The 21562-nt window shown below is 66.7% G+C and carries 16 protein-coding genes; 9 read left to right on the top strand and 7 right to left on the bottom strand.

Annotation, left to right across the window (positions count from 1 at the left end; translation table 11 throughout):
• Positions 1-384: 384 nt before the first annotated feature.
• Positions 385-1542: a glycoside hydrolase family 88/105 protein gene (locus tag AC1RRR_RS11015; RefSeq protein ID WP_492812988.1), complete on the bottom strand. Its 1158-nt coding sequence runs from the start codon at positions 1540-1542 to the stop codon at positions 385-387.
• Between the two features lie 190 nt (positions 1543-1732).
• Here AC1RRR_RS11015 and AC1RRR_RS11010 point away from each other — a divergent pair, with 190 nt between their 5' ends.
• Both AC1RRR_RS11010 and AC1RRR_RS11005 read left to right on the top strand, forming a co-directional pair.
• Entirely contained in the window at positions 1733-3001 is a 1269-nt protein-coding gene (locus AC1RRR_RS11010; protein ID WP_492812986.1) for an alginate lyase family protein, read from the top strand.
• 69 nt (positions 3002-3070) lie between these two features.
• Positions 3071-3739: a dihydrofolate reductase family protein gene (locus AC1RRR_RS11005; protein WP_492812984.1), complete on the top strand. Its 669-nt coding sequence runs from the start codon at positions 3071-3073 to the stop codon at positions 3737-3739.
• On the opposite strand, the gene AC1RRR_RS11000 is transcribed toward AC1RRR_RS11005, so the two are convergent.
• Positions 3736-4497 carry a FadR/GntR family transcriptional regulator gene (locus tag AC1RRR_RS11000; RefSeq protein ID WP_492812982.1) on the bottom strand — a complete coding sequence of 254 codons (762 nt, stop codon included), beginning with the start codon at positions 4495-4497 and terminating at the stop codon, positions 3736-3738. The genes AC1RRR_RS11005 and AC1RRR_RS11000 overlap by 4 nt on opposite strands.
• 171 nt (positions 4498-4668) lie before the next feature.
• On the opposite strand from AC1RRR_RS11000, the gene manD reads away from it, so the two are divergent.
• From manD to AC1RRR_RS10965, 7 genes are all read left to right on the top strand, one after another.
• The gene (gene manD, locus AC1RRR_RS10995; RefSeq protein ID WP_492812980.1) at positions 4669-5880 is read left to right on the top strand and encodes a D-mannonate dehydratase ManD; all 1212 of its coding nucleotides are present in this window, start codon (positions 4669-4671) and stop codon (positions 5878-5880) included.
• A 74-nt stretch (positions 5881-5954) separates the two neighbouring features.
• Positions 5955-7799 (top strand): hypothetical protein, encoded by a 1845-nt coding sequence (locus AC1RRR_RS10990; protein WP_492812978.1) that lies wholly within the window; start codon positions 5955-5957, stop codon positions 7797-7799.
• Positions 7800-8132: 333 nt separating this feature from the next.
• A complete protein-coding gene (locus AC1RRR_RS10985; protein WP_492812976.1) occupies positions 8133-8387 on the top strand; it encodes a hypothetical protein in 255 nt (84 codons plus the stop codon).
• 30 nt (positions 8388-8417) lie between these two features.
• Positions 8418-8912, top strand: a complete 495-nt coding sequence (locus AC1RRR_RS10980; RefSeq protein ID WP_492812974.1) for a low affinity iron permease family protein — start codon at positions 8418-8420, stop codon at positions 8910-8912.
• A 150-nt stretch (positions 8913-9062) separates the two neighbouring features.
• Positions 9063-10298, top strand: a complete 1236-nt coding sequence (locus AC1RRR_RS10975) for an MFS transporter (RefSeq protein ID WP_492813546.1) — start codon at positions 9063-9065, stop codon at positions 10296-10298.
• On the top strand, positions 10295-11923 hold the full coding sequence (locus AC1RRR_RS10970; protein WP_492812972.1) for a glycoside hydrolase family 43 protein: 1629 nt from the start codon (positions 10295-10297) through the stop codon (positions 11921-11923). The genes AC1RRR_RS10975 and AC1RRR_RS10970 overlap by 4 nt, the downstream gene beginning before the upstream one ends.
• A gap of 62 nt (positions 11924-11985) precedes the next feature.
• Positions 11986-12882, top strand: a complete 897-nt coding sequence (locus tag AC1RRR_RS10965; RefSeq protein ID WP_492812971.1) for a TauD/TfdA dioxygenase family protein — start codon at positions 11986-11988, stop codon at positions 12880-12882.
• On the opposite strand, the gene AC1RRR_RS10960 is transcribed toward AC1RRR_RS10965, so the two are convergent.
• The 5 genes from AC1RRR_RS10960 to AC1RRR_RS10940 form a co-directional block, all read right to left on the bottom strand.
• Positions 12879-13004: a hypothetical protein gene (locus AC1RRR_RS10960; protein ID WP_492812969.1), complete on the bottom strand. Its 126-nt coding sequence runs from the start codon at positions 13002-13004 to the stop codon at positions 12879-12881. The two genes, AC1RRR_RS10965 and AC1RRR_RS10960, sit on opposite strands and share 4 nt — an antisense overlap.
• A 330-nt stretch (positions 13005-13334) precedes the next feature.
• A complete protein-coding gene (locus AC1RRR_RS10955) occupies positions 13335-14627 on the bottom strand; it encodes an MFS transporter (protein ID WP_492812968.1) in 1293 nt (430 codons plus the stop codon).
• Positions 14624-16909: a glycoside hydrolase family 3 N-terminal domain-containing protein gene (locus AC1RRR_RS10950; RefSeq protein ID WP_492812966.1), complete on the bottom strand. Its 2286-nt coding sequence runs from the start codon at positions 16907-16909 to the stop codon at positions 14624-14626. The genes AC1RRR_RS10955 and AC1RRR_RS10950 overlap by 4 nt, the downstream gene beginning before the upstream one ends.
• 125 nt (positions 16910-17034) lie before the next feature.
• The gene (locus AC1RRR_RS10945; protein WP_492812964.1) at positions 17035-18894 is read right to left on the bottom strand and encodes a glycoside hydrolase family 2 protein; all 1860 of its coding nucleotides are present in this window, start codon (positions 18892-18894) and stop codon (positions 17035-17037) included.
• A 137-nt stretch (positions 18895-19031) separates the two neighbouring features.
• Positions 19032-21524 carry a TonB-dependent receptor gene (locus AC1RRR_RS10940; RefSeq protein ID WP_492812963.1) on the bottom strand — a complete coding sequence of 831 codons (2493 nt, stop codon included), beginning with the start codon at positions 21522-21524 and terminating at the stop codon, positions 19032-19034.
• Positions 21525-21562: the final 38 nt, after the last annotated feature.

Genomic DNA, 21562 nt, shown 5'->3' with positions numbered 1-21562 from the left:
GATGCAAGATGATGTTTCCCGCCACGATCCGGCGGTTGGCGGGCGGCTTAGGACTCGCAGGCAGAAGCGGTCAATCGCACGCATAGAAGTGTAATGGTTTTGTCTTGAAGCTGTCTCTTTAAGGCAACGTCACAAATCAAATGAGGCGCGAATAAGTCATTCGCATCTCATCTCTGAAACAAGGTTGAAATCTATAACGCTGGTCATGGAACATAACTGAAATTACGCTGTTCGAAGAACGGTGAAGCTTTAAATGTTGTGTTCATCAAGATTCGAATAGTTGATTCTATTGAATAACGACGTTCATATCGGCAAGCGCCAGCGTACCCGAAATCGCATATGCGCCGGGGGTTGCGGGCTTCGAAGCGACGGGATTGCGCGAGGCTAGAAGCGCCCGCGCGAGACTTCCGAGGCGGCCAGCAGGAAGGCGCCGGATCCGTACAGCTGGGTGTCGCCGGCCTCGACGTGATCGGGCGCGTAGCCGACCTGCTGCACCCAGCCCAGCTTGCCGTCCGGCTGCACCGCGCGGGCCAGGGCCGACCAGCCCAGGCGCGCGGAGGCGGCGTACTTCTGGTCCTTCAGCAGCCCCTGGTTCACGCCCCAGGCCAGGCCGTAGACGAAGAAGGCCGTGCCGCTGCTCTCGGGCGGGCTGTGCTCTGGCGCCAGCAGCGACACCGACCAGTAGCCGTCGGGCTTCTGCAGGGACGAGATCCGCGCCGACATCTTGCGAAACAGGGCGACGTAGCGCGGGCGCTCCGGGTGGTTGGCGGGCAGGGTCTTCAGGATGTTGACGATCCCGGCATAGACCCAGCCGTTACCCCGGCTCCAGAAGATCTTGCGGCCCTGGTCATCGCGGCGATCGAAGAAGCGGCTGTCGCGGAAATAGAGGCTCTCGTCCTTGTCCAGCAGGTAGTCGGTGGCGGCCCAGAACTCCTTGGCGCCATAGGCGGCGTAGCGCGGGTCCTTGGTCGCGGCCGACAGGGCCGTCCAGGTGGGCGGGGCCATGAACAGGGCGTCGCTCCAGCACCAGCGGGCCTGGCAGGGTTGCTGCTCGGTGCCGTCGATGAACTTGAGGTCCGCGGTCGGCGGATCGGCCAGGATGGCGTCGAAGCGGGCCTTTACCGGGGCGATTTCGGCGGGGTTGTGGTCGCGGGCGTAGGTCCAGAGCCAGGCCTGGGCGATGACGTGGTCGTCGGCATGCAGCGGGCGCTTGCCCAGGCCCCAGCCTTCCTCGTCGCCATGGTTCCAGATCGCGCCCGCATAGGTCAGGTCGCCGGTCCGCTCGGCGAAGGCGGTCAGGCCCACATAGAAGGCCCCCTGGATCCAGCCGCGCGGCTTCTGCGTGTTCTCACGGTGCGTCTTCACATAGTCGAATTGGCCGTCCATGTGCCACAGCTGCCAGTCGGCGACGGCGCGGCCCAGGGTCAGGGCGGAAGAGGGCAGGTCGACCACTTGCGGCGTCTGGGAGGGCGCGGGCGCGGCGATGGCCTGGGATGTGCTGAAAGCCAGGCAAGCCAAGGCGGCGGCGACCAGTGCGCGCATCGTTCTCTCCCCTCGAAGTTCGTTCTCCGCGCCTCTGGCGGGCGCTGTCGATCATCGGAGGTTGTCTTACCGGTCCCGGCAAGGCCAGCGCAAAATGCGGAAATAGGGCTTACCAATTTGGTCAGGCCAATCCTTGCGCTGGAGGCCGGCCACGCTAAGGTGCGCGCCTTCAGTTCCCTGGGAGGGGCCCATGATTTCCGCTTCGATCCGCGCCTTGGCGCTCGCCGCCGGCCTGGCCACTGCGCTGACCGCCGCGCCGGCCCTGGCGCAAGGACCGGTGTGCAAGGCCGACGACGGTTATGCCAGCGCCTTCGACGGCCGCCGCACCTTCCGCTGGAAGCCGCAGTGGCTGCAGGCGGCCAAGGCCAACCTCTCCGACCCGTCGCTGGCCCCGGCGTACAAGGCCCTGATCGCCCGCGCCGACAAGGCCCTGGCCGGCCCTTACTACGCCGTCACCGAAAAGACCCGCACCCCGCCCAGCGGCGACAAGCACGACTACATCTCGATGGGCCCGTACTGGTGGCCGGACGCCAGCAAGCCGAACGGCGAGCCCTATATCCGCAAGGACGGCGAGGTGAACCCCGAGCGCAATACCGAGGCCTTCGACGCCGTGCGCATGGACAACATGGCCAGCGCCGTCGAAGCCCTGTCGCTGGCCTACTACTTCACCGGCGAGACCAAGTACGCGACCAAGGCGTCCGAGCTGCTGTACGTCTGGTTCCTGGATCCCGACACGCGGATGCGCCCGCACATGACCTATGCGCAGGGCGTGCCCGGCCGCACCCTGGGCCGCGCCGAGGGCGTGCTGGACACCTTCCGCCTGCTGCGCGTGGTCGAGTCCATCGGCCTCCTGGCCCCCTCGGGCGCGATCAAGCCGGCCGAGCAGAAGGCGCTTGAGCACTGGTTCGAGGTCTACACCATGTGGATGCAGACCGCCGCGACCGGCAAGGAAGAGCGGGCGGCCAAGAACAATCACGGCATCTGGTACGACTACCAGCTGGCGACCTTCGCCCTGTTCGCGCGCAAGCCGGAGCTGGCGAAAGAGGTTCTGGCCGGCGTCGGCAAGGGCCGGATCGACCCGCAGATCGACGCCGACGGCAAGCTGCCCGAGGAGCTCGCACGCACCAGAGGGCTGCACTACAGCTACTTCGCCCTGGAGCCGCTGGTCGGCATGGCCGAGCTGGGACCCTGCGTCGGCGTCGACCTGTGGGGCTACAAGGGGCCGAAGGGGCAGGGTATCCGCGCGGCCTACGACTACCTGGCCCAGTTCGTCGGCAACGAGAAAGCCTTCCCCTACAAGGACCTCAAGCCCGAGGACGCGACCAAGGAGGCGCTGCCGCTGTATGACGTGGCGGCCTGGGCCTATGGCGACGCGGGCTTTGCGGCCAAGGCCGACCAGATCGCCCAGCAGACGCCCGGCGCGGCGAGCCGCCTGACCATCGCGCCGTATAGGAAATAAAATGCGAGGCGGCTGTCGGAACCGCCGACGGCCGCCCGTTCCTTGGGGCGTCACTCAGGGAGAAGAGACATGAGAAAGCTGATCGTCGCCGCCTTCGTCAGCCTGGACGGCGTCATGCAGGCTCCGGGCGGGCCGACCGAGGATCCGACCGGCGGCTTCAAGTTCGGCGGCTGGACCGCCCCGCTGTTCGACGACGAGACCGGCCAGGCGATCGGCGGGATGTTCGACAAGCCCTTCGACCTGGTGCTGGGCCGCAAGACCTACGAGATCTTCGCCGCCCACTGGCCGTTCGCCGGGGCCGACGACCCGATCGGCCAGGTGTTCGGCAAGGCGACCAAGTTCGTCGCCACCCGCGATCCCGGCTTCAAGCTGACCTGGCAGAACAGCCGCTGGCTGGGCGCCGACCCGGTCGCCGAACTCAAGCGGGTAAAGGCCGAGGATGGCCCGGACCTCCTGACCCAGGGCTCGGCGGATTTCCTGCAGACCCTGTTCGCCGCCGACCTGGTCGACGAGTTGCACACCCTGACCTTCCCGGTCGTGCTGGGCCGGGGCAAGCGCCTGTTCCAGGCCGGCGCGGCGCCGCGGACGTATCGCCTGACGGAGAGCCAGACCTCGCCGTCGGGCGTGGTGGTCAGTCGCTATGTCCGCGCGGGCGCGGTCGAGACCGGCTCGTTCGCGCTGGCCGAGCCGAGCGCGCTGGAGCTCGAGCGCCAGAAGAAGCTGGCGGCGGAGGGCTAGATCGCCGAGCGGCGGGCCAGCTCGGTCCGCCGCGCGGCAACCTCGTTGCGGGCCCGTTCCAGGGCGTCGATCTCGGTGGCGGTCAGCAGGTTGTCGATCACCCGGCCCAGGTGCTCGCGCATGGCGTTGCGGGCGGCGGTGGGGTCGCGTTCGCGCAGGGCCATCAGGATCTCCTGGTGGTCGTCGATGCGGGGGCGCACGCCGACCTGGCGGGCGCGTTCCAGCATGGCGCGGCACAGGGGCGACTTGTAGCGCAGGTCCCACAGGTTCTCGACGACGGTGACCAGGGCGCTATTGCGGCTGGCGCTGGCGATGGTCACGTGGAAGCGACGGTCGGCGCGGTCGCCCTTCACGTTGTTGTCGTTCTCCACGACCATGTCGTCGAGGATCTCGGCCAACTCGGCCAGCTCGTCCTCGGTGATGGTGGCGGCGGCCAGGGCGGCGACTTCGCCCTCGATCAGGCGGCGGGCCTCGGTCAGCTCGAAGGCGCCGATGTCGAGGTCGGGTTCCGGGCTCTCCGGACGCGGGGCCTCAGTGACATAGACGCCCGAGCCGTGGCGGGCCTCGACCAGGCCGCGGATTTCCAGGGCGATCATCGCTTCACGGACGGTCGGGCGGCTGACCTTGTAGTCTTCGGCCAGATCACGTTCCGACGGCAGGCGCTGGCCAGGGCGGTGCACGCCATCCCGAATCGCCTCGGCGATCGAGTTGGCCACCTGTTGGTAGAGCTTGCGGGTTTCGGCCGTCGTCGTGGTCATCGTCTACTATCCATCCGACGCTGCGTCGGGCGCCCAGCAGCCTATTGCAAGGGCCGCGAGCGCGCTACAGCGCACACATTCGCCCTAAGTGGCAAGACCACTAGCATCTTGCCAGATATGTCTATAGAAGTGGTCAGGCCACTTTACGGTTCCGCTTAGCGCATTAGGTCCATGTTGAAGATCATCGACGCCAAGGTCATCGTCACCTGCCCCGGCCGCAATTTCGTGACGCTGAAGATCACGACCGAGGACGGGACCACCGGCGTCGGCGACGCCACCTTGAACGGCCGCGAGCTGGCGGTGGTCAGTTATCTCAAAGATCACATGATTCCGTGCCTGATCGGTCGCGACGCGCACCAGATCGAGGACACCTGGCAGTTCTTCTACCGTGGCTCGTACTGGCGTGGCGGCCCGGTGGGCATGAGCGCCCTGGCCGCCGTCGACATGGCGCTGTGGGACATCAAGGCCAAGGTCGCGGGCCTGCCGCTGTACCAGCTGCTGGGCGGCGCCAGCCGCGTGGGCGTCACCGTCTATGGCCACGCCAATGGCGAGACCATCGAGGACACCATCGCCGAGGCCGTGAAGTACAAGGCCATGGGCTACAAGGCCATTCGCCTGCAGACCGGCGTGCCGGGCCTGGCCAGCACCTACGGCGTCTCGGGCGACAAGATGTTCTACGAGCCGGCCGACGGGAACCTGCCGACCGAGAACGTCTGGTCGACCTCGGCCTATCTGCAGCATGCGCCCAAGCTGTTCGCCAAGGCGCGCGAGGTGCTGGGCTGGGACGTGCACCTGCTGCACGACGTCCATCACCGCCTGACCCCGATCGAGGCCGCGCGCCTGGGCAAGGATCTGGAGCCCTATCGCCTGTTCTGGCTGGAGGACTCGGTCCCCGCCGAGAACCAGGCCGGCTTCCGCCTGATCCGCCAGCACACCACCACGCCGCTGGCCGTGGGCGAGATCTTCTCCAACGTCTGGGACTGCAAGACCCTGATTGAAGAGCAGCTGATCGACTATCTGCGCGCCACGGTTCTGCACGCCGGCGGCATCACCAACCTTAAGAAGATCGCCGCCTTCGCCGACCTGCACCACGTCAAGACCGGCTGCCACGGCGCCACCGACCTGTCGCCGGTGACCATGGCCGCGGCCCTGCATCTGGGCCTGGCGATTCCGAACTTCGGCCTGCAAGAATATATGCGCCACACGCCGGAGACGGACGCGGTCTTCCCGCACGCCTACACCTTCAACGACGGCATGCTGCATCCGGGCGACAAGCCGGGCCTGGGCGTCGACATCGACGAGGAACTGGCCGGCAAGTACGAGTACAAGCGCGCCTACCTGCCGGTGAACCGTCTCCAAGATGGGACCATGTTCAACTGGTAAGCCTTAAATTGGCTTGACAACTATCCGTCGACGGCAAGATTGGTCATGCCAATTTTGCCGCCGACGAGCGATCCATGCGACTGCGCACTCTTCTGTTCTTGACGGCCGCTCTCGCCGCCGCCACGCCCGTCGCGGCCCAGCGTGGCCCGATCTATGCCGGCGCGGTCGCGCCGATGAACCAGACGGTCGAGAAGCGCCTGCTGCCCCAGACCGCCGTCCTGCTGCACAAGCTGCTGGGCGAAAAGCGCGACATGACCCTGGACGGGGTCAAGGTGTTCGAGGCCGACGACAAGTTCCTGCCCGGCAAGATCGCCATTGGCCTGGCCTACCTGATCGTCGACACGCCGCGCACCAATCCCAAGTTCGCAGAGTACCTGGCCGCCTATCGCCAGATCGCCGACATGACCGTCGACGATCCCAACGACACCTGGGGCATCTACTACTACTGCCAGGCTCTGCTGATGCTGCAGGAGGCCAGGCTGCTGGACCAGGCGGTCTCGCCGCAGGCGCTGGCCAAGCTGAAGGCCAAACTGGACTGGCGCCGCTTCGTGCGCACCGACGACCTGACCCTGATCAACCTGCCCAACAACTATTACGGCGTCGCCTTCAGCGTGGCGAGGCTGCGTTATCGCCTGGGCTGGGAGGACGCCAGCGCCAGCGAGGCTCTGCTGGGCAAGACGCTGGAGCACTATCGGAAATATTCGGGCGAATACGGCTTCGCCGACGAGACCGATGGAGAAGGGCGCTTCGACCGCTACTCCGTCCTGTTGATCGGCGAGATCAGCCACCGCCTGATCGAGGCCGGCATGCCCGCGACGCCCGAGGTGCGCCAGTGGCTGCGCCGTTCGGTCGACCTGATGCTGCTCCGCCTGAACCTGCGCGGCGAAGGTTTCGAATACGGCCGCAGCATCGGGACCTATGGCGAGACGGCCTTCCTGGAGGTGCTGACCGCCGCGGCCAAGCTGGACGTCCTGACGCCCGAAGAGAAGGCGATGGGCTACGCGTTCAGCTCACGCGTCGCGGCCCGCTACATGGACTTCTGGTTCGACCCCAAGATGGGCTCGGTGAACCTGTGGGATCATGGGCGGCGGACGGACGCCTATCGCGGCAAGCACCGGATCCTGGGCGAGAACCTGAGCCTCGGCCGGCAGTACATCTACACCAGCGCGATCTGGAACGAGCTGGGTTTCAAGGACAAGGCGCCCGACGCCGGCTACGCGGCCTGGCTGGACAAGCTGCCCAAGCGGACGGTGACCTGGTTCGCGCGGGGGCAGAACGACCGGCTGGTCGTGACCGTGAGGGATAGGGGCCGCGTCATCGGCCTGCCGATCATCAATGGCGGCGACGGCCAGCACCAGAACACGCCCTACTATCCGATCCCGTTCTCGCCGGGGATGCTGCAAGGCGTGGCCGACGCGACGTTCCCTCAGCTGTTGCCGCGCATCACCCTGGCCGATGGCGCGCAGCTGGCGCCGCTGGCCTACGCCGCCCACGTGAAGATCGCCGAGCAGGGCGCGACGACGACGATCACCTACGACCAGGACAAGCTGGACCGCCTGGGCGGCAAGGCGCCGGTCGCCGATGACCGCTTCAGCGCCAAGACGACCTATGTCCTGGAGCCCGGCCGTATCCGCCGCACCGACGTCTTCACGCCCAAGCCTGGCGTGGCGGTGGAGACGGTCGACCTGGCGTTCGCCAGCTTCTCGGGTAAAGCGACCACCAAGGGCGGCGCGACGACCTTCGGAGCGGGCGACGTCACCGGGTTCAAGGTCGAGGGTCTGGCCTGCTCGACCAGGGCGTTGAACGACGACAAGGCCTATCGCGCGCCAACCGGGGCGATGACTGCGCTGACCAGCTGCACGGGCGCTGCTGGCGCAACCGGCCCCATCACGGTCAGCTGGACAATCGCCTACAAGTGAGTGGCGACAAGTCGACCGAGTTCACCACTTGTAGTCACGGAAAAACCAACAGTTCTCACAAAGCTTTGTCGTCTAGGTGACGTAGAATTGTTGTTGTGGCATCGGTGCTGCAATGTTGTGCGTTTATGATGTATTTCCATGGTTTATGTGTGTGTTCGGCAATGAATGTCGAGTTTACGACTAACATTTATTCCGCCGAGCGCTGCTATTTACTCGCTATCCCCGAATCGGGGTGTTAACGTCCAAGCATCATCGGCACGGTCTCTCGAGCGCCGGTGGCTGAGAGACGGAGCTTCGGCTTCCGCTCCCGCTCGATAGAGGCGGAGCACCCACATGCCCACCTTCCTTTTCTACCCACGACGCGCCGACGGCGTGTCCCTGACTTTCATCGCCGAAACCGCCGAGGACGATGGCGACGCCCTGGAATTGGCGGGTGAGATCGCATCGGCCCACGACTGCGTTGGCGTGTTCGTGTGGGAGCCCGCGGCCGCCGCCGAGGGCAAGGACCGTTTCGTCGGTGAAGTGGATCGCCACAACGGCGAGACGTGGCATGAAAAAACGTCCGCTGGAGCTTCCGTCTCAGCCTAGGCGTTATTGGGCGACCTTCAGGAGTCGCCCGTGGACAAGCTGTTCGCCAAATTCGCCAATGTCACCGCCAAGGCGACGGGCAGTCCGCCGGCCTTCCTGATCTGCGTCGCCCTGGTGCTGACCTGGGCGGTGACCGGGCCGGTCTTCAAGTTCTCCGAGACCTGGCAGCTGGTGATCAACACCGGCACCACCATCGTGACCTTCCTGATGGTGTTCCTGATCCAGAACACCCAGAACCGCGACGGCATCGCGCTGCAGACCAAGCTGGACGAGCTGATCCGCGCCTCGACCGACGCCGAGGACGAGTTCATCGGCATCGAGAAGCTGACCGACAAGGAGCTGGAGGCCATGCACGCCCACTGCAAGGCGCGGGCGGATCGCCACATGAAGGCGTTCCAGCGGGTGGCCGCCGAGCATGACGCGCGGGCCAAGAAGACGGCGGCCAAGGGCGACAAGAAGGAGCCCTCGGCCCGTTCTCGCGCGGCTAGCCGGGCCAAGGCTTTGCAGGCAGGGCATCCCCAATAGCGGTGTCAACATCAGACCTTCGTAGGGTGGACGTCAGACCTCATCGGCGATAGCGGTAACATCCAACGGGCCCCGACCAAGGACGCCCGACGGGGGAGCGTCGCCTTGCCGAAGCTGAAAGCGCTGCGTTGGTGGATCATCGGCCTGGTCATGCTGGGCGCGATCGTCAACTACCTGACCCGCTCCACCATGGGCGTCGCCGCGCCGACGGTCCTCAAGGACCTCGACATCTCGGTGAAGGAATATTCCTGGATCACCAGCGCCTTCCAGATCGGCATCATGATGCAGCCGGTGTGCGGCTATGTGCTGGACACCCTGGGCCTGCGCACCGGGTTCGCCGTCTTCGCCGCCGCCTGGTCGCTGGTGGCCATGGCCCACGGCCTGGCCAACAACTGGCAGGCCTTCGCCTTCCTGCGCGGCCTGCTGGGCCTGGCCGAGGGCTCGGCCCAGCCGGCGGGCATGAAGACCGTCGCCACCTGGTTCCCGGCCAAGGAGCGAGGCTTCGCCGGCGGGGTGTTCAACATCGGCTCGTCGATCGGCTCGATGCTGGCGCCGCCGCTGGTGGTGTGGGCCGTGCTGAGCTGGAACTGGCGGGCGGCCTTCGTGCTGACCGGGGTTCTGGGCCTCTTCTGGGTCGCCCTGTGGCTCTTCTTCTACCGCTCGCCCGACCAGCATCCGTCGATGACCGACGAGGAGCGCGAACGCATCGCCGCCGGGCAGGAGGCGCATCTCACTGACGCCGGCACGAAGCCCTCGGTGATCTCGATTCTGAAGCAGAAGAAGTTCTGGGGCATCGCCCTGCCGCGCTTTCTCGCTGACCCCACCTGGGGCACGCTGTCGTTCTGGGTGCCGCTGTACCTGTCGCAGACGCGGGGCTTCGACCTTAAGCAGATCGCCATGTTCGCCTGGCTGCCGTTCGTGGCCGCGGACCTGGGTTGCATGTTCGGGCCGGTCATCGCCCACTTCCTGCAAAAGCGCGGCGTGTCGCTGATCAACGCCCGCCGCTGGGCCGTCACGGTCGGCGCGGCGATGATGACCGGCATGGCGTTCGTGGGCCGGGTCGAGAGCCCCTATGCCGCCATCGCCTTGCTGTGCCTGGGCGGTTTCGCCCACCAGACCCTGTCGGTGACCGTCATCACCATGGCTTCGGACCTCTTCCGCCGTGACGAGGTCGCCACGGTGGCGGGCCTGGCCGGCATGATGGGCAATCTGGGCGTCCTGCTGTTCTCGCTGCTGATCGGCGGGCTGGTCAGCACGATCGGCTATGATCCGTTCTTCGTCGCCCTGGGCGTACTGGACATCCTGGGCGCCATCGTCGTCTGGACCTTCATCAAGGACCGTATCGAGCCCAAGGCCGAGCCGGTCAGTCAGCTTCCCGTGTCATGAGTACGCCTGTGATCCGCAATCCCATCCTGCGCGGCTTCAATCCCGATCCCTCGATCGTGCGGGTGGGGCAGGACTACTACATCGCCGTCTCGACCTTCGAGTGGTTCCCGGGCGTGCAGATCCACCATTCGCGGGACCTGAAGAACTGGCGACTACTCAGCCGGCCGCTGGTCCGCGCCAGCCAGCTGGACATGCGCGGCGATCCCGACGGCTGCGGCGTCTGGGCCCCGTGCCTGACCCATGCCGATGGCAAGTTCTGGCTGATCTTCACCGACGTGAAGCGTTACGGCCGCACCACGGTCGGCGGGGCCTCTGGCGCGTCCCTGCGCGACTTCCACAACTACCTGGTCACCTGCGACACGATCGATGGCGAGTGGTCCGAGCCGGTCTATCTGAATAGCTCCGGCTTCGACCCGTCGCTGTTCCATGATGACGATGGCAAGAAGTGGCTGGTCAACCAGCTGTGGGATCACCGACCGGGCAAGAACCGTTTCGCCGGCATCGTGCTGCAGGAATATTCGGCCGCCGAGGGCAAACTGGTCGGCGAGCGCAAGGTGATCTTCGAGGGCACGCCGATCGGGCTCACCGAGGCCCCGCATCTCTACAAGCGTGACGGCTGGTACTATCTGGTCACCGCCGAGGGCGGCACCGGCTGGGGTCACGCCATGACCATGGCCCGCTCGCGCAGCATCGACGGTCCGTACGAACTGCACCCCGACACCTATGTCCTGACCTCGCGCGATCGTCCGCACGTGGCCCTGCAACGCGCCGGTCATGCCGACCTGGTCGAGACCGCCGACGGCGAGACCTACGCGGTCTATCTGTGCGGTCGTCCGCTGCCCAATCGCGGCCGCTGCACCCTGGGGCGCGAGACGGCGATCCAGAAGCTGGTCTGGGGCGAGGACGGCTGGCCGCGCACCCTGGACGGTTCGGGCGACCCCACGCTGGAAACGCCCGCGCCGAACCTGCCCGAACAGATCTGGCCCGCCGCGCCGGTGCGCGCCGACTTCGACGGGCCTGACCTGCCGATCGACTTCCAGTGGCTGCGTACGCCCTGTCCGGACGAGATCTTCAGCCTGACCGCCAAGTCGGGCTCCCTGCGCCTCTACGGCCGGGAAAGCGTGGGCAGCGTGTTCCGCCAGGCCCTGGTCGCCCGCCGCCAGCAGGCGCACTGCTACTCGGCCGCCACGGTGCTGGACTTCGAGCCCGAGCACTATCAGCAGGCCGCCGGGCTGATCTGCTACTACAACGGGGCCAAGTTCCACTATCTGCATGTCAGCCACGACGAGGATGCCGGCAAGCACCTGCGGGTCATGACCTGCACGCCCGACAGCCCCTCGGCGGACAGCTTCACCACCCAGATCCTGCTGGCCGCCGGCCCGGTCGAGCTGCGGGTCGAGGTCGATCTGGAGCGTCTGCGCTTCGGCTATCGGCAAGGGCAGGGCGCCTGGACCTGGCTGCCCGAGGTGTTCGACGCCTCGATCCTGTCGGACGAAGCCACCATCCCCGGCGCGCCGGCCTTCACCGGCGCCTTCGTCGGCATGGCCTGTCAGGACGCATCCGGCATGGCCGCGCCGGCCGACTTCGACTGGTTCGACTACGAGGAACGGGAATACCGCCCCTAGAAATTGTGAATTGAGTGAACGGCGTTCAGTCGTAGGGTTCTGGAAAGTCCAGGGAGGACGCCATGAACGCTCCGGTCTCGATCTCGCAGCAAGACGCCGTCGACTATGCCGGCCTGACCGTCACCCCCGTCAGCACGGTGCTGGGGGCCGAGATCTCCGGCCTGGACCTGACGCAGCCGCTCACGCCGGAGATCGTCGCGGCCATCCGCGCGGCGCTGCTGCGCCACAAGGTGGTGTTCTTCCGCGACCAGGACATCGCCTACGAGGACCATGTCCGCTTCGGGCGCTATTTCGGCGAGCTGGAAGGCCATCCGGTTACCGCCCACGTCCCGGGCTTCCCGGAGATCCTGCATATCGAGGCGGCCGATGGCATGAAGCTGCGCGAGGAGATCGTCCCGATCGTCCGCGCCGCCAACAAGTGGCACACCGACGTCACCTTCCGCGAGGCGCCCTCGATGGGCGGCGTGCTGCGCATGCGGCACATGCCGCCGCTGGGCGGCGACACCCTGTTCGCCGATACGGCGGCGATCTATGCCGACCTGCCGCAGAAGCTGAAGGACCAGCTGGAAACCCTGACGGCCGAGCACGACATCATCCAGAGCTACGGCTACCGGGTCGACGAGGCCAAAAGGCAGGAGCTGCGGGCGGCCTATCCGCCGATGATCCACCCGGTGGTGCGCACCCATCCGGAGACCGGCGACAAGCACCTGTTCGTCAACAAGGTCTTCACGACGCGGATCCTGGGCCTGCCCGAGGACGAGGCCAAGACGCTGCTGGCGGATCTGCTGGATCGGGTGAAGGCGCCGGAATATCAGGTCCGCTTCCGCTGGACCCCGAACGCCATCGTGTTCTGGGACAATCGCGCCACGCAACACTATGCGATCTTGGACTACTGGCCCCAGGAGCGGATCGTCGAGCGCGTGACGATCAAGGGCGATAAGCCTTTTCTAGCGGCTTAGAGCGCCAGGCGAGCGGCCTCGATCAGGGCGATCCAAAGCACCAGCGTAGCCGTCAGCGGCAACACGCGACGCTCAAGCGTAGCGCGGGCGTCGAAGCTGTAGGCGGCGGTCTTGGACGACATGGCGGGCTTCCGGTTCGCAATCGTTTTCATGCGGGCGTTCATAAGAGCGGTGTCGGGCGTAACTCTCAAGCAATTTCCAGTTGCGCGATTTAATCGCGTGCTGGGTTTTGGGTTGGCTTTGCCTTCGTGCGGGACGGATCCCAGGGAAGGTTTGAGCATGACCGGGAAAACAAACCGGCTGGTCTTGCCACATCGGGCCCGGCCAGCCGGCTTAGCACAAAAAGGTGTCGGACGCGGTGGGGTGCGCCGAGTGATCTGACCATCGTCGAGTCTGCGACTTATGGCAACGTTCCGTTCTGTCGCACTCCTGCGACAAACGCGCGCAGAGGCTTAGCCGACTTGGGTTCGCGGCGTCCCGACAACGGGTTTCAGCACCCGGAAGGCGACGAAGACCATGACGGCGGTGACGGTCAGGCAGGCGGCCAGGAACAGCATGGGCGCCAGGTTGTTGCCCGTCCGGTCGCGGATGATCGGCACGACGTTCTGGGCGACGAAGCCGCCGAGGTTGCCGACCGCGTTGATCGCCGCGATCCCGGCCGCGGCGCGGGCGCCGGTCAGGAAGGTCGGCGGCAGGCTCCAGAAGCCCGGCTGGCCAGCGAAGATGGCCGGGGCGGCGATGCACAGCAGGGCGAACTTGGCCCAGGTCCCGGGGACGACGACGCTCAGCACCAGGGCGACGGCGGCGATCAGCGGCGGACCAGCCACGTGCCAGACCGTGAAGCCGCGCCGGGCCGCATGGCGCGGCACCAGCCACAGGGCCGCGCCGACCAGGATCCACGGGATGATATTGATCAGGCCGTTCATCGTATTGGACACGCCGAACGCCTTGACGATGGTGGGCAGCCAGTAGCTCAGGCCATAGGCCCCCAGCGGCATGCCGACATACAGCACCGCCAGCAGCAGCACGCGCGGGTCCAGGATGGCCTTCCAGGCCCCGGCATGGCTGATCTCGGCGCCGCCGTTCTCGGCCTTGAGGGTGTCGGCCAGCCAGGCCTTCTGCTCGGGCTCCAGCCACGGGGCGTGCTCGGGACCGTTGGGCAGCTTCCACAGGACATAGGGGGTCATCAGCACGGCCGGCGCGCCGGTGGCCAGGAACACCCACTGCCAGCCGGCCAGGCCGCCCAGGCCGTGCAGGTCCAGCAGCGCCCCGCCGACCATGGCGCCGACGGCGTTGGCGAGCGCAGAGGCGACCATGAACAGGCCGACCATCCGCGCCCGGTGCGCCTGCGGGAACCACAGGGTCAGGACGTACAATACGCCGGGGAAGAAGCCGGCCTCGGTCACCCCCAGCAGGAAGCGCAGGATGTAGAACATCGTGGCGTTCTGGGTGAAGCCCAGGCCCAGGGTGACCAGGCCCCAGGTGAACATGATCCGCGCGAACCAGACCCGCGCGCCCACCCGGGCCAGGATCAGGTTGGACGGCGCCTCGAACAGGAAGTAGCCGATGAAGAACAGGCTGGCGCCCAGGCCGTAGGCGGCCTCGGATAGGCCCAGGGCCTGGACCATCTCCAGCTTGGCGTACGAGACGTTCTGCCGATCGATATAGGCGATCAGGTACATCACGCAGAACAGCGGCATCAGCCGCGCGGTGACCCGGCGGACGGTGGAGACTTCCAGGCTCATGCGACGGTCACCGGGGTCAGGAGGGCGGCGGCGGGCGTATCGCTCCAGCCGTCGGACGTGATGGCGAAGGCGGCGCGCGCCCGGATGTCGTCGGACGAGGCGCCGACCATCAGCTCGATGCGGCCCTTCTGGATCCGCCACTTGCCGGCGTCCCAGAAGGCGCACTGACGGGCCGAAAGCTTGAAGGTCACGCGCTTGGTCTCGCCGGGCTTCAGCGCCAGGCGCTGGAAGCCGCGCAGCTCCTTCACGGGGCGAGCGACGGCGGCGACCGGGTCGCGCATGTACAGCTGCACCACCTCGTCGGCGGCGACCTTGCCGGTGTTGGTGATCGCCACGGTGACGGCGATCGTGCCGGCGGGACCGATCTCGGCCTTGTCCAGCGTCACGTCCGAATAGCCGAAGGTCGCGTAGCTGAGGCCATGGCCGAACGGATAGACCGGGCCGACGTCGACGTCGTGGTAGCGGGCGGTGTCCTTGGCCAGGTCCGGATCGGCGGGACGGCCGGTGGGGTAGTGGGCGTAGGTCTCGGGCAGGGCGCCGGCGGTGCGCGGCAGGCCCATCGGCAGGCGGCCGGCGGGCGAGATCTCGCCCAGCAGGATATCGGCCAGGGCCGGGCCGCTCTCGACGCCCAGCAGCCAGGTCATCAGCGAGGCCGGAGCCTTGGCCAGCAGGTCGGGGATGGCCAGCGGACGGCCGCCCATGACGATCAGCACCACGGGCTTGCCGGTGGCCAGTACGGCGTCGGCCAGGGCCTTCTGCGCGCCGGGCAGGGAGAGGTCAGAGCGGCTGCGGGACTCGGCGCTGTGGTCGAAGTCTTCGCCGACCACCAGCAGGGTCACGTCAGCCGCCTGGGCTGCTGCGACCGCCGCACCGACGCCCGAGAGGTCGTCGCTGCGCGGGGCCGCGCCGGAGACGAAGGTCACGCCCGGCAGGCGGGCTTTCAGCGCCGCGACCAGGGTGACCGCGTCGGTCTCCTCGCCGCGCGCCTTCCACGAGCCGATGGCGCTGCGGGCGTCGTCGGCCAGGGCCCCGACCACGGCGACCTTGGCGGTCTTGGCGAGGGGAAGGAGAGCGTCGTCGTTCTTCAGCAGCACGACCGATTTGCGGGCCGCGTCGCGCGCGATGGCGCGGTGCGGGGCGCTGACCATGACGGTCTTCTCGCGGGCTACGTCGCCGAAGCGGTAGGGATCGTCGAAGAGGCCCAGGCGCGCCTTGGTCAGCAGGATGTGGCCCACGGCCTGGTCGATCAGCGGCAGCAGCGAGGGGTCTTCGGCGACGGCGGCCTTCAGGTGCGCGGCATAGACTCCGCCGGCCATGTCCATGTCGACGCCCGCCTTCAGGGCCAGGGCGGCGGCCTGGGCAGGGGTCTCGGCGATGCCGTGGGACACCAGTTCGGCGATGGCGTTCCAGTCGCTGACGACGATGCCGTCAAAGCCCCACTTCTCCCGAAGGTGGCCGCGCACCAGGGCGGCGTTGGCGGTGGTGGGCACGCCGCCGATGTCGTTGAAGGCTGTCATGAACGAGCCCGCGCTCGCCGTCTTGCCAGCCTCGAACGCCGGCAGGATCACCTCGTTCAGCGTCCGCTCCGACAGGTCGGCGCTGTCATAGTCGCGGCCGCCCGCGACCGCGCCATAGGCTCCGAAGTGCTTGACGCAGGCCAGCACCGTGTCCTTGCCGGCCAGGTCCTTGGTCTGGAAGCCTTCGGTCTGAGCGACGCTCATCACCGAGCCCAGATAGCTGTCTTCACCCGCGCCCTCGACCACCCGACCCCAGCGCGGGTCGCGGGCGACGTCGACCATCGGGGCGAAGGTCCAGTGCAGGCCCGCCACGCTGGTCTCGACCGCCGCCATGCGGGCGCAGGCGCGATAGCTGTCGGGATCGAAGGTCGCGGCCATGGCCAGCGGCACGGGGTACAGGGTGCGGTAGCCATGGACGACGTCGATGGCGAACAGCAGCGGGATCTTCAGCCGCGACTCCTCGACGGCCACCTTCTGCAGGTCGGTCAGGAACTGGGCGCCGGCCACGTGCAGGTAGCTGCCGACGCCGCCCTTGCGGACCAGGTCCAGCGCGGCCGCGTCGATCTTGGAATTCAGCGCCTTCTGCCGACCGCCGGCCGGCTGGTGCATCTGGCCGATCTTCTCGTCCAGGGTCATGCGCGAGAGCAGGTCCTTGACCCGCTGGGCATGGGCTTTGGTGACAGGCGCGGCGCGGCCGGGGCGGGGCGCCAGCAGCGTGGTCGCCAGGGCGAAGCCGCCCGCCATCACATCGCGCCGCGTCGTCATTCAATTCCCCGCTATTCTTGGGCGTAAGCCGGCTTTTGGGATAACGCCCCCGCCATGGGAGCGCTATCGCAAAGCCGCGCCCGCCCTCTGCGACTTTGGTCGTAGAGAGCCTGCGGGACGGGCGACTACTTCCCGGCTTCCTTGTCCTTGTAGAACTGCTGCAGCACCCAGAAGGCCGGCTTGCGGCGGCCGGTCGGCGAGACCAGGCCCTTGCGGTTCCAGCCCTGCTGATAGACCGGATGCTGGCGGCGCGGGCTGCGGAAGTCCTTGAGGATCCACGGCGACATGCCGCGCAGGCTCGGGATCTTCGCGGCCATGGCCAGGGTCTTCTCGTAGTACTTCTTCTGGAAGTCCTCGGAGAACTTGCGCATCAGGACGGGGTCGCTGAAGCCGGCCAGGGCGTCGGCCCCGAACTCGGAGAACACCATCGGCTTGTCGGTGGGCTTCCAGGCGATGTTGGGCACATCGTCCAGGGCGTCATTGCCGTACCAGCCGTTGTAGGTGTTGATCGACAGCACATCCAACTTGTCGGCCAGCGGGTCGTTCAGGCTGGTCAGCGGGTGGCCGTCCACGGTCTTGCGCTCGGTCAGCAGGGCGGCGGTGACCAGGCGGCTGTCGTCCAGGGCGCGGACGTCGTCGACCAGCTGATATAGGAAGCTGTTGCGGGGACCCTCGACCGGGGTCTCGTTGGCCACGCTCCACATGACGATCGAGGCGCGGTTGCGGTCGCGGCGGATGTTGTCGGCCAGCATGTCGCGCGCCAGCTTCAGGGTGCGCGGATTGCCGAAGTCGACCAGCCAGTAGACGGGGATCTCGCTCCAGACCAGCAGGCCCATCTCGTCGGCCAGGCGGGTGGTGACCTCGCTGTGCGGATAGTGGGCCAGGCGCACGAAGTTGCCGTGCAGGCCGTCCTTGACCTCGGACAGCAGGGCGCGGGCCCCGGCCTCGGTGATGGTGCGGGCGGGATTATCGCCGAACTCCTCCTCGTGCACCGAGATGCCGCGCAGGAAGATCGGCTTGCCGTTCAGCAGGATGTCGCGGCCCTTGGTTTCGATGGTGCGGAAGCCGACCCGGTCGGTCAGCTTGTCGTCGCCGGTCTGGACGACGACGTCATAGAGCTTGGGCTTTTCGGGCGACCAGCGGACCAGGCCCTTGGGCGCGGCGGCCGAGGCGGTCAGCACGCCCTTGGCGTCGGTGCGGCCGGTGACGTCCAGACCCAGCTCGGCGACGCGGACATGGACCTCCTGGTTGGCCGCCTGGGCGCCGTCCAGCTTCACGGTCGCGGCGATCTTGCCGTCCTTGGTCAGGCGCACCCAGGCTTCGTCGATGAAGGTGCCGGGCGTGATGACCAGGCGCATGGGGCGGGTGATGCCGCCATAGTTCTCCCAGTCGGTGACGGGCGGCGGCACGCCGTCGGCCTGGGGCGTGGAGTCGACCCCGACCGTCAGCTGGTTGTTGCTGGCCCGTACGGTGTCGGTGACCTCGATCGAGAACGGCGTGAAGCCGCCCTCGTGCTCGCCGACCGCCTTGCCGTTCAGATAGACCTTGGCGGTGTAGTTGACCGCCTCGAAGCGCAGGAAGGCGCGCTGGCCGGGCTTTAGCGCCGGCGTGTCGAAGCGGCGCGTGTACCACATCAGGCCCTGGTAGTAGCGCAGGCTGGGATCGTGGCCGACCCAGCCCTGGGGCAAGGTCGCCGTCGCCGCGCGGTCCATGTCGTACTCGTAGAGCGCCGTTGGCTTGGCCTTGGTCAAAGCGTCGACATCGACGTCGTCATAGCGCCGATGACCCGCGCCCGGCGCGCCGCGGTGGAAGCCGGCCAGGCCGTCGCGATACGGGTCGACCGAATAATGCCAGGTCCCTGACAGGTCCTGGCCGTCGCGATTGTCGGCCCGGGTCAGGGTGGGCGAGGAGGCCAGCGCCCCGATCGGCGCCAGCAGGACGAACGCGCACGTCGCGCTCGCCAGAGCCTTCAAACCCGTACCCATCGCGTCCTCCACTTTTGGTTGGCGCAGTTGAAGCACGGCGAGTGGTCAGGGCGCAAACTAAATTGGTCAGGCCACTTGGTGCAAAAGAAAGGGCGGCCCGAGATCGAGCCGCCCCAACTCCGTTCAGTGCGTGAGCCTTAGAAGCTCTTGCGGACCGTCACGCCGTAGGTGCGCGGGGCGTTCGGATAGCCGCTGTAGCTGCCGTCCTGGGCCACGGTCGGGAAGGCCGAGATCAGGCTTTCGTCGTTGGTCAGGTTACGCGCCCACAGGCCGATTTCCAGCTGGCGAGGGGTGTTGATGATCCCCAGGCTGGCGTTGACGATGTTGGTGTCATAGCTGGCCAGGGCCGGCGACACCGTTTCCGTCAGCTGGACCTTGCTGCTGTGGTCATATTCCACGCGCGCATAGCCGTTCCAGTTTTCGCTGATGTCGTGGTTGATCGTCGCCGAGGTCGAGAACGACCACTTCGCGATGCCGGCCGGGGTTTCGCCCGTCAGGTTTCGGAAGTTCGGGATGCGCGTGGTGACCGGATCCCGCGGGCAGCGGACGGTGTCGTAGGCCACGCAGGCCGCGCCGGTGAAGCTGTCGTACTTCGGATCCAGATAGGTGACCGAAGCCGCCAGGTTCAGCCACTGGACCGGGCGCCAGGCGCTGTCGACCTCGAAGCCCTTGACGGACTCCTCGCCGGCGTTGACCAGGCTGTAGCCGAGGCCGGTGAAGGCGTTCGACTGGAAGCCTTTGATCGACTGCTTGAACACCGCGACGTTGGCGTAACCGCCCGGGAAGCTGGCCTTCACGCCCAGTTCGTAGACGTCGACATTCTCCGGCTGAGCGCTGCGGCCCACGCCGTTGGCGTTCGGCGGACGGCTGTCCGACGACAGGTTGAACGCGCCGGCCTTCCAGCCCGTGGAGTAGCTGGCATAGGCGTTGATCGCGCCGAAGTCATAGGCCGCGCGAATGGCGTAGGTGATCTTGTCGCCCTTCAGCTGACCGGACTCGCTGGCGTTCGGATAGTTGACCGGGCCGTGGGTCGGGTCATTGCCGTAGAAGAACTGCAGGGCGCCCAGGGCGCTGAAGGCGTTGGCCGGAAGACCCAGGGCCGGGAACTGCGGCACGGCGCTCAGGTTCAGCGCCGAGAACGGGTCGTTCATGACCACGTTCGAGCGGGCCTTCTTCGTGTCGTTCATGTAGGCGAGGCCGCCGGTCAGGGTCAGCTTCTCGGTGACCTTGTAGTCGAACTGGCTGAACAGCGAGTACGAGTCCTGCTTCATCTTGTAGTAGTCGCTCAGGCCTTGGCCGGCCTGGAAGTAGGTCGAGCCGGGGCGGATCGACGGCGTCACCAGGCTCTGCAGGAATTCGAGCGTGTAGATGTTAGACCGGCCGGTCAGGGCCGGGCGGATCGCGGCCGGCAGGGTGGCCGTGTTGACCACGCCCGACAGCGCGTCGGCGAACGCGCGGACGTCGCTGCCGTAGGTGATGGTGCGGCCGGTATCCAGCTTTTCATTCTGGTAGAAGCCGCCGATCAGCCAGTTGAACGGGCCTTCGCCGTTCGAGGCCAGGCGGATTTCCTGGGTGAACGTCTTGATGGCGTTGGCCGTGCGGTTGTTGGAGATGTCCGCGCCGGTGAAGTCGATGTCCTGGAACGAGGCGTTCTTCTGGTTCCGATAGGCGGTGATGGCGGTCAGCTTGGCGATGCCGAAGTCATGATCCAGCTGGCCCGACACGCCCTTGCCCGACAGCTTGTTGGCCGGGTCGGTGTTGAAGATGACGTCGCGGTCGAAGATCTTGGTGGTGTCGCTGATCGGCTTCTTCAGGATGCCGCCGATCGCCAGGGTGGCCGGACCGTTGAAGATCGAGGTCACGCCGCAGCAGGTCTCGTTGATCTTGTTGTAGTCGGCGATGACTCGGAACGAGGTCTTGTCGGTCGGTTCCCACAGCAGGTCGCCACGGATCGACCAGCGGTCGCGGTCATTGACGTCGTTGCCGGTGGTCAGGTTGGTGAAGTAGCCGTCACGCTTGTTGACGCTGCCCGACAGGCGCACGGCGACGGTGTCGCTGAGCGGGCCGGTGATCGTGCCCTTGAGCTGGCGAGTGTTGTAGTTGCCGTACGTGCCTTCGACCTTACCGCCGAATTCGAACTGCGGCTTCTTGGTCACGATGCTGATCGCGCCGGCCGACACGTTCTTGCCGAACAGGGTCGATTGCGGGCCGCGCAGCACTTCGACGCGCTCGATTTCCGGCAGGTCATCCAGGGCGGCGGCGGAACGCGAGCGATAGACGCCGTCGATGAAGATGCCGACCGAGCTTTCGATGCCGTCGTTGCCGTTGCCGTTGCCGAAGCCGCGGATGACGAAGTTGGTCTGACCGGCGGCGTTGAATTGTTGGACCTTCAGCGACGGAACGACCGATTGCAGGTCGATCAGGTCGCGGACCTGGGCGCGTTCGATCGTCTGCTGACCGGTGACGGCGACCGAGATCGGCACGTCCTGCAGGGTCTGTTCACGCTTGGTGGCGGTGACGACGATTTCTTCGATGGAGGTGCTATCGGCCTGCGTGGATTGTTGAGCGAAGGCCGGAGAGGCGATGGCGAGCGCCAGGGCTGAGACCCCCAGCAGATGGACGTTTCTCATAACTAACTCCCTGTTTTTCTTTATTATCGGCCGCGTTT

Source organism: Caulobacter sp. GW821-FHT12D05 (assembly GCF_058807295.1).
The sequence above is the reverse complement of the archived record's forward strand: the minus strand, read 5'-3'. Positions and strand labels throughout refer to the sequence as shown.

Excerpts from the sequence above, each read along its gene's own strand:
- AC1RRR_RS10990 (WP_492812978.1), top strand. The coding sequence starts at position 5,955 with ATGCGACTGCGCACTCTTCTGTTCTTGACGGCCGCTCTCGCCGCCGCC.
- AC1RRR_RS10970 (WP_492812972.1), top strand. The coding sequence starts at position 10,295 with ATGAGTACGCCTGTGATCCGCAATCCCATCCTGCGCGGCTTCAATCCC.
- AC1RRR_RS11000 (WP_492812982.1), bottom strand. The coding sequence starts at position 4,497 with ATGACCACGACGACGGCCGAAACCCGCAAGCTCTACCAACAGGTGGCC.
- AC1RRR_RS11010 (WP_492812986.1), top strand. The coding sequence starts at position 1,733 with ATGATTTCCGCTTCGATCCGCGCCTTGGCGCTCGCCGCCGGCCTGGCC.
- AC1RRR_RS10945 (WP_492812964.1), bottom strand. The coding sequence starts at position 18,894 with ATGGGTACGGGTTTGAAGGCTCTGGCGAGCGCGACGTGCGCGTTCGTC.
- AC1RRR_RS11005 (WP_492812984.1), top strand. The coding sequence starts at position 3,071 with ATGAGAAAGCTGATCGTCGCCGCCTTCGTCAGCCTGGACGGCGTCATG.
- AC1RRR_RS10965 (WP_492812971.1), top strand. The coding sequence starts at position 11,986 with ATGAACGCTCCGGTCTCGATCTCGCAGCAAGACGCCGTCGACTATGCC.
- AC1RRR_RS10975 (WP_492813546.1), top strand. The coding sequence starts at position 9,063 with ATGCTGGGCGCGATCGTCAACTACCTGACCCGCTCCACCATGGGCGTC.
- AC1RRR_RS10960 (WP_492812969.1), bottom strand. The coding sequence starts at position 13,004 with ATGTCGTCCAAGACCGCCGCCTACAGCTTCGACGCCCGCGCTACGCTT.
- AC1RRR_RS10985 (WP_492812976.1), top strand. The coding sequence starts at position 8,133 with ATGCCCACCTTCCTTTTCTACCCACGACGCGCCGACGGCGTGTCCCTG.
- AC1RRR_RS10940 (WP_492812963.1), bottom strand. The coding sequence starts at position 21,524 with ATGAGAAACGTCCATCTGCTGGGGGTCTCAGCCCTGGCGCTCGCCATC.
- AC1RRR_RS10955 (WP_492812968.1), bottom strand. The coding sequence starts at position 14,627 with ATGAGCCTGGAAGTCTCCACCGTCCGCCGGGTCACCGCGCGGCTGATG.
- AC1RRR_RS10950 (WP_492812966.1), bottom strand. The coding sequence starts at position 16,909 with ATGACGACGCGGCGCGATGTGATGGCGGGCGGCTTCGCCCTGGCGACC.
- AC1RRR_RS11015 (WP_492812988.1), bottom strand. The coding sequence starts at position 1,542 with ATGCGCGCACTGGTCGCCGCCGCCTTGGCTTGCCTGGCTTTCAGCACA.
- manD (WP_492812980.1), top strand. The coding sequence starts at position 4,669 with ATGTTGAAGATCATCGACGCCAAGGTCATCGTCACCTGCCCCGGCCGC.